At 60.8% G+C, this 7,761-nt stretch carries 7 protein-coding genes; 5 read left to right on the top strand and 2 right to left on the bottom strand.

The window, feature by feature from the left end; all coding sequences use genetic code 11:
- The coding region (locus VGL22_RS17445; RefSeq protein WP_465268226.1) for an alpha/beta hydrolase family protein at nt 1–1,115 on the bottom strand (1,115 nt) is incomplete at its 3' end.
- Nucleotides 1,116–1,344: 229 nt separating this feature from the next.
- Between VGL22_RS17445 and VGL22_RS17440 the strand changes: the two genes are divergently transcribed.
- The 3 genes from VGL22_RS17440 to rsfS all read left to right on the top strand — a co-directional run bounded on the left by VGL22_RS17440 (nt 1,345) and on the right by rsfS (nt 3,134).
- The gene (locus tag VGL22_RS17440; protein ID WP_465268225.1) at nt 1,345–1,593 is read left to right on the top strand and encodes a hypothetical protein; all 249 of its coding nucleotides are present in this window, start codon (nt 1,345–1,347) and stop codon (nt 1,591–1,593) included.
- Nucleotides 1,594–1,619: 26 nt separating this feature from the next.
- Nucleotides 1,620–2,369: a nicotinate (nicotinamide) nucleotide adenylyltransferase gene (nadD, locus tag VGL22_RS17435; RefSeq protein ID WP_465268224.1), complete on the top strand. Its 750-nt coding sequence runs from the start codon at nt 1,620–1,622 to the stop codon at nt 2,367–2,369.
- A gap of 87 nt (nt 2,370–2,456) precedes the next feature.
- Entirely contained in the window at nt 2,457–3,134 is a 678-nt protein-coding gene (rsfS, locus tag VGL22_RS17430; RefSeq protein ID WP_465268223.1) for a ribosome silencing factor, read from the top strand.
- Between the two features lie 86 nt (nt 3,135–3,220).
- Here rsfS and VGL22_RS17425 read toward each other — a convergent pair whose 3' ends face one another.
- On the bottom strand, nt 3,221–6,676 hold the full coding sequence (locus VGL22_RS17425; RefSeq protein ID WP_465268222.1) for an outer membrane beta-barrel protein: 3,456 nt from the start codon (nt 6,674–6,676) through the stop codon (nt 3,221–3,223).
- A 387-nt stretch (nt 6,677–7,063) separates the two neighbouring features.
- Here VGL22_RS17425 and VGL22_RS17420 point away from each other — a divergent pair, with 387 nt between their 5' ends.
- Both VGL22_RS17420 and VGL22_RS17415 read left to right on the top strand, forming a co-directional pair.
- The gene (locus tag VGL22_RS17420; RefSeq protein ID WP_465268221.1) at nt 7,064–7,513 is read left to right on the top strand and encodes a 23S rRNA (pseudouridine(1915)-N(3))-methyltransferase RlmH; all 450 of its coding nucleotides are present in this window, start codon (nt 7,064–7,066) and stop codon (nt 7,511–7,513) included.
- Between the two features lie 24 nt (nt 7,514–7,537).
- Nucleotides 7,538–7,761: cob(I)yrinic acid a,c-diamide adenosyltransferase (locus VGL22_RS17415; protein WP_465268220.1), on the top strand; the 224-nt coding region annotated here is incomplete at its 3' end.

Genomic DNA, 7,761 nt, shown 5'->3' with positions numbered 1-7,761 from the left:
GGCAGGACGCGGGCCTCAAAGTTCACGCCGTGCCGCTTGAACGCATCCACCACCTGCACGGAGTACTCGCGCGGAAAGGTCAGATCGTAATCTGCGTAGACCAGCAGCACTTTCTTTTGCGGTCCGCCCGCGGCCTGTCCGGCAAACTTGTCGTAGTAATGAATGGGGCTGACGGCCGCCCACAGGTTGCGGAGACGCTCCTGCGTCAATCCTGCCTGCTCTAAACCCGCACGAATGTGCCGCGTGCTCTGCCCCGCCCACACCACATCGCCGAACGCCGTGGATGCGTGGTTGAATGCATTCACGCGAATGCGCGGATCGTGGGCGCTGGCCAGGAACGTGTAGCAGGAACCCAGGCTGGTGCCCAGAACGCCGAAGTGCTCGTAGCCCTGATCTTCAAGCCAGTCGAGGCAGCAGCGAATGTCCACCACGGCCTGGCGACAGGCTGACAGAGTCCGCCCGATGTTCGCGCTCACGGCGTAGTCTGACCGCTCCAATTCCGTGGGGCGGCGGATGTCGTGGTAGGGCTTGGATAGTCGCAGGGCCGAAATCCCCATGCGGTTGAAGACGTGGCATAGCGCGTTGTGGCTGAAGGCGTCGGCGTTCCACTGCGGCAACACGATGATTGCCTGCCTGGGCCGCGCTGGATCCTTATGCGCGGGAGCAGGGAACCAGCGCGCATTCACCAGGTCGTTTTCCGGATACGGCGTCCGCTCCGGCGACGTGAAACGCAAAAATTGCGCCCGCGGTATTTCGCCGCTCTCGGCGCGGCGCCTTAAGTCTGCATCCTGGGCCAGCGTCTCAGGCCGCACATTGGTGGGAAACAATTGCGGAAAGCGATCTTCCAGGCGGAAGTCGGCAGGCTTCTCGTAGCCGAAGAACTCATTGCTGTGACTGATGAGCATCTGGTTGATGCGCGCAATCGCATCTTCCGCCACGGCATCATCACCGGTGGCAGCCTGCCGCAGTTCGGCGGTCCCCAGGTGGTGCGCCGAAAGGAACGGCTCAATCCACTCGAGACCCCACTCCAGCGGCCGCACCACGCGATTCTCATCGCGCGTTGTCAGCCGCGTTTCCCACTTGTACATCCAACGCGCGTAACTTTTTCTGAACATGATTGCAGCTTCAAGTTTACCAGTGCGACATTTTCAATGCATGTGACGTGTGTAACCGCTGCTGCGCCGGGGCTGCACCTGGCGTAATCCGGCGCCGGCCATCGCTCTTTGTCACAGATGCATCCAAACGGCGTGGGCGATGCTGCGCCGCTGCGCATTGGCTGGCAGACGGGACTGGCTCCGCGGCCCGTCCCGAATCGACTCCAACGTGCCATGACTGCAGCGCCTTATGATCTCTGACAAAGACGTAGCCCGGCAGATAAGCGACCTGATGCTTGACGCGTTCAATCGCATCGAGGACTCCTGCGAGCTGGTCTCTCGATCTGTGCCCCAGCAGGAAGCCGCGGCCTATAGCCAGGCAGCCGACCGCATTATCCAGCCCATTGTGCTGGACCTTCTCGAGCCTCTGTTTGCCCGTCATCCCGATCTCAAACCGGCGCACTGGGACGACGACCCGGCGGAAGAGCCGAGCATGTAACAGCGGCCGCGGCACCGCCCGGTACCATGGAATTCATGGTGCAGGAATCCAGTGCCGGCGAGCGCGAGCCGACATCCAGAGCGGTGCGCGTGGCATTTTTTGGGGGAAGCTTTGACCCGCCGCACAACGGGCATCTGGCGGTGGCGCGAGCTGCTCGCGAGGCGCTCGGTCTTGATCGCGTTCTCTTCGCTCCCGTCGGAGCCCAGCCTCTGAAGCCGCAGGGATCGACTGCGGATTTTCACCATCGGTTGGCCATGACCGAGCTCGCCATCGCAGGCGAGCCCGCGTTTGGAGTGTCGCTGCTGGACGCGCCAAACCCCGCCGGGACGCCCAATTACACGCTGCACACGCTGCAGAAGCTGAAGGCCGATATGCCCGGCGTGAACCTCTTCTGCCTGATGGGCGCGGATTCGTTCGTCAGCCTGCGGCGTTGGTATGGAGCAGCCGAGATCCCGTTTGAGGCCACACTGGTCATCGCCTCGCGCCCGGGGGAAGACATCCAGGACCTGGCGGCCCACGTCCCCGCCGGGCTCGCGCTCGAAATCCCACAATTTTGTCTCCAGTCCGCCAACCCGGACATTGCACTCGTCACTTGTGCTCTGCGCAACCCGCAGGGCCGCACCGCTTCCCTTTACATTCTGCCCGGGCTGAACGTCGAGGTCAGCGCTACAGAGGTGCGCGCGCAGATCAGAAGCGGCAACATAGCTGATGCCGCACACCCGCTCATTCCCGGAGCAGTCGCCGGCTATGTGCGCGAACACGGTCTCTATCTCTGATCCCTGATCTTTGATCCCTGCTCCTGTGTTTCTTGCCCACCCTTCGCCAAGAGACTAGGATGTAACACTGGAGAACGAAAGACCCGAATGGTCACACACCATAGCCACCAGCAAACGCGCATTCTTGTTCAGGCTGCCGCTGCCGCCTGCGAAGACAAAAAGGGCGAAGATACGCGCATCCTCGAACTGGACCCGGCCGACTCCGGCCTCTCCGACTTCTTCCTTGTTACTTCCGCCACCAATGATCGCCAGGCCGTCGCTATTGCGGACGAGATCGAGATGCGCCTCAAGAAAGACCACGGCGTGATGCCCAATTCGGTTGAGGGGCGCCGCAATGCCGAGTGGATCCTGCTGGATTATGTCGACTTCGTGGCGCACGTTTTTCTAGCCGAGCGCCGCGCGTTTTACGACATCGAGCGGCTGCGCAAGTCCGCGCGGCCGCTCTCGCCCGCCGAGTTTGAAACGGAGCTGAAGCACGCCCTGGCTGACAAGACGCGGGAAGCCCGCAGCAAGCCTGCCGCAAGCTCGAAGGCCAAATCCGCAGGAAAATCCGTGGCTAAGTCAGCCAAATCTCCTGCCAGGTCGGCCAGCCGCGCAGCTAAGAATCCGGCAAAGAAGAAGCCGGCTGCGAAATCTGCCGCGAAAAAGGCTCCGGCGAAATCCCCGGCCAGCAAGCCTGCGGTGAAGAAGAGCCCCGCCAGAAAGGCCGCTGTCAAGAAGGCGCCGGTCAAAAAATCCGCAGCCAAACCGCGCCGCACACGCTAAGTCGCACACACCGAGAAAAGAAGGGGCGCTCTCGCGGGGCGCCCTTTCGTATTGGGGCAGACGTTGATCACTCCGGATCGATCCGCTTAGAACCTGAGGTTGGCCTTGAACTGCAGGATGCGGACGGAGGCATCGCCTCCCAGGCCTGAGCCGTAGATGCTAGTCGGCGGCCCCACGGTTGCGGTGATGTGGCCGAACCCGGCAGTGCTATCGGCAATGTCGAAGCCCGGGTTGGCGAAATTGGGATGATTCAGCACGTTGAACGCCTGCACCCCAATCTGCAGCAGCCCGCCCTCCCACGGCATCTTGATGCCCTTCAGCAGGGAGATATCCGTGTCGAAGAAATTGGGGCCGGTGAACTGGTTGCGCTCCTGATCGTGGAACGTGCCGGCATAAGCGAAGTAAGGTGTTTGCGGGCCACCGGCAAAGTCCTTGAAGCACCCGCCGTCGCTCGTCACACCTTCCTTGCCGCAGTGGTGGGGAATGGATTTGCTTGAGACTGCGTATGCCGCGGGAATGGCGGCGTAGTAGTTGCCCATGGAGTTCGCGGACGTAACTCCATCTGTAACCGTGAACGGGAAGCCGGTGCGGAAGAAGACCGTTCCGGCCACGGTCCAGTCGTTGGTAAGCAGCTTGATGGAGTGCGCGTTGGGTACGTTGATCAGGTAATTGCCGTTGATGTTGTGGCGGGTATCGTAGTCCGCGTTGCCGTAGTTATAACGGATGTTGCGCGGGTCGATCTGGCCGGTAAGTGAGCTTCCCGTAAATCCCAGGAACCCGCCGTTCGAGATCATGTCGAGCGCGTGGCCCCACGACCAGTTGATTTGTGCGGACATCCACTTGGCGCGGTGCTGGTAACTGGCAATCAGCCCGTTGAAGTTGCCGCTGGCATTGCTTTGAATGTTGACGACCTCGCCGAAGCTGGCGGCGGGACGAGAGGCGGGCAGCCCAAAGCCGACGGGGGCGCCCAGGCTGTAAGCATTCGCGCTGGTGTTCACCACGGGCTCGTGATACTGGTGGTTCCCGACATATCCAACCTGGAAGGCGCCGCTGCGTCCGATCTGACGCTGGATCTGCAGGCTCCATTCTTCATAGCTCGGATACTTGATGCTGGTTTCGGAGGTGTAGATGTTAGGCCTGCTAAAGCCGCCGGCTGACGCTGTGGACATGCTGGCATAACTTCCGCCGGCAGCGTAGCCGTTCGGTCCAAAGAAGGTTGCGTTCGATGTCTGGTTGAGTTCGAAGCCGTTGCCCGGCACGGTGGGAGCGAAGTAGATCAGGTTACCGCCGGAGGCGCCGGTGGCCTGGAAGCGTGGATTCAGCGGGGCATTGCGGGCCAGGTAGTCCGTCACCTGGGCCGGGAATACGTCAGCGAACATGCCAAATCCAGCGCGGATTACGGTCTTGTCGTTGATTGCATAGTTCACGCCGATGCGCGGCTCGGGGATGTACGACTGCAGGCGGTTGAATGCCTGGTGATAACCCGTGCCCAGAATGGAGTTATAGGGTGTGTCGACTGAGTCGTTGCCGGCTATGTCCCAGAACCCCGTATTTAGGCGCGAGAAGCAGTTGCTCTGGCACACGGGGTTAGAGTTGTGCTCGAATCGCACGCCTGCCGTGAGGGTCAACCTGGGGGTGGGCTTGAAGACATCTTCGACATACGGCCCAAGGTTATAGAACGCGATGGGTACGTGCGGGGCCACGCCCGACGCCGAACCGCCCACCGCCGACAGGTTCTGGCCTTTGGGGAAGATCTGGCGGTTGATGTAGAAGTAGCCGCTGGTCAGGCAGTAATAGTCGAGTGTGTTATTCGGATCCCCCACCCAGCTGGCGGTAGCGGCATCGTAGTAGAGACAATCTCCGCCAAGCTGTCCAAAACCTTCAACCAGCGGGTTGTTGTAGATGCCGAGGTCGAAGTTGCTGATGTCATCGCGCTTGAAGATAAGTCCGGCCTTGATGGTGTGCCGGCCTTTGGTCACGCTGAAGTCATCGGCAAACTGATATTGCGTAGCATTGCGGCCCTGCGGAAAGTCGTAGTTCAGATAGTTGAGGGATGCAAAGTTTTCATCTGCCCAGACGAGCGAGAAGGGCAGCAGAGCCTGCGCGGCCTGGTAGTTGGATAACTGGAAGATCGCCTCATAGTGGGCGCCTGTCATGAGGAACTGATTGGTTACGTTCGGAGAGAACGTATGGAACCAGGCCATCTGTCCCGTCCAGGCCGGCTGATAGCTGGTGGCGTTCCAGGCGCTATAAAGCGGGTCGGTGTAGGTCGGCTGGCGGCCCACGTCATATTCCGCGTGCACAAAGACGTGGTCGTTCTGGGAGACGTTCTGGTCAATGCGGGCGGCAATCAGGCCCTCGCGCAGGCTGGTCTTGGGTGTGGACTCAAAGAACACCGCGTCTGCATTATCAGGATCTGGCTGCAGCGTGTAACCCTGCGCGGCATTGTTATAGAGCCCGAACATATAGTTGTAGTAGGGAATCTGAGCGGCTGAACCGGGGTCGCCGTATGCGCCTCCCTGGGCGAGCGTATCGAGCGTAGCGGTCTGATAAGCAGGGCTGGGAATGGAGACGCGGCTGGGGCTCGAGGTCACGAAGCGGATTGCTTCCCAATCAGCGAACCAGAAAGTTTTGTCCTTGATAAGCGGACCGCCAATGCCGGCAGCCCACTGGTTGTTCACGGTGTTGGGCTTGGGCGTGCCTGCCTGATTGGCGAACCAGTTATTGGCGTTGAACAGCGCGCCGTTGTACCACCAGGTTGCATTCCCATGTAGCTTGTTGGTCCCGGTGCGGGTGGTCTCATTCAACTGCACGCCGCCGAAGCTGCCAAACGCCGCGTCATAGGCGTTGGCCACCACCGCCACTTCCGCAACGTCGTTCTGGCCCAGCAGCAGGTTGGAGGGGCCGGAGTTATTCAGATTGAGGAAAGGATCATTGACTTGCGCGCCGTTGAGCGTGAAGTTGTTTGACGTTCCGGGCAGGCCGAATACTGAGAAGTTACCGTAGCCGCCGCCCGTGTTCATCACCACCCCCGGCGAGGTTTGCGCGTAATAGGTGATGTCGTTGCCGGGGTTGGGAATGGTCTGAATCTGCTGTTCGGTGAAGTTGGTGGAGAGCTGCGAGTTTTCCGTTTGCAGGAGGGGCGCTTCTTCGGTCACCTCGATCGTCTGGGTTCCCTGGCCAACGGTCAGCTTGACATCGCCGGTGGCCACGCTGGCGGTTGAAATCGTCACGTTGAACGATGAGGTCTGGAATCCGGTTGCGGTGGCGGTCACCTTATATGTGCCGGCGGGCAGAAGGGCAATGCGGTATGCGCCGGCGGCGCTCGACGTTGTCGTCTTCGAAAGCCCGGTCTGGGCGTTGGTCACGGTGATCTGAGCATTGGGAACGACCGCCCCCGATGGGTCGGTGACGGTGCCGGCGACGTCGCCGGAGATCTGGGATTGGGCATGGACGGCAGGCGTGATGCTGATCGCTGCAAAACCCGCCGCGGAGATCAGACTGAGCGCCAGAACCGTGTGGTGCAACCGGGAAATGAGCATGAAACTCCTCCAAAAAGTGAGAACGCCGCCTGGGGAAGGCCGCGGTTCCGTATCGTGTTCTCGGCGACTCGGGTTCGTGTGCCCCGATCCGCACTGAGGCGAAGATCCAGGGAAGCAACTTTTGGATTGGCCAGCTGCAACAGCATTGATTCCGGCGATCCCGCCCGTTCAAAGGGAAATTCAGAGGCAGAGCATCGCCCGCCCACTCAGGTAGCGTGTCGCCGCCATTCTGGAATTGGCAGGATGGAGTATTTACGTCTTGAATCTGAAGGCTTGACGCCTTTTCATAATCTTGCGGTCCGTTCGATGCGGGATCGGAGGCAGAAGATGGCTCTGAGTGCCTGAATTTTAAAGGTCGATTGTGGCGGCTCCCGCTATCCTCAGGGAGTGCAGATCACGCTTGCTTACATTGGCCCGCGGGCCTCGTCTGGGGACGAGTTCGAAAGGCTGGCGCAGACCTATCTCCAGCGCACTTCCTCCTTCGCGCGCTGTGAAAGCGTGGCCTTCCGCAGCGAGCAGGCATTGCTCGACTGGCTCAGCAAGCAGCAGGGACGCACACAGCCAGCAGTCGCGCTGCTCGACAGCCGCGGACGACAGATGACGTCGGAAGCCTTTGCCGCGTGGCTCGGCGTCCGCCGCGACGAGGGCGCGCAGCTGATCGTGTTTGCCATTGGCCCGGCGAGCGGATGGAGCGATGCTACCCGCAAAGACGCTCGTCTTCTGCTCTCGCTTGGCCCGTTCACCCTGGCACACGGTCTGGCCCGCGTGGTGATGGCCGAACAGATCTATCGCGCGTCCACAATTCTGAGCGGGCATCCCTACCACACGGGTCATTAGCCGCCGCCCTGTAATCTGTCCTCTATGACCGACTCCCGAAAAGGTCTGATCCTCATCAACACCGGCCCCGGCAAAGGCAAGACTACCGCCGCGCTCGGCACTGCCTTGCGGGCGGTGGGCAACGGCATGCGCGTTGTCGTCTTCCAGTTCCTCAAGGGCTCGTGGCACTATGGCGAACTCGACGCCGTGGTTCCCTTCGGAGACAACTTCGTGCTCAAGCAGATGGGGCGCGGATTTGTGAAAGTAGG

Source organism: Occallatibacter sp., assembly GCF_036502485.1.
Lineage (GTDB): Bacteria > Acidobacteriota > Terriglobia > Terriglobales > Acidobacteriaceae > Telmatobacter.
The sequence above is the reverse complement of the archived record's forward strand: the minus strand, read 5'-3'. Positions and strand labels throughout refer to the sequence as shown.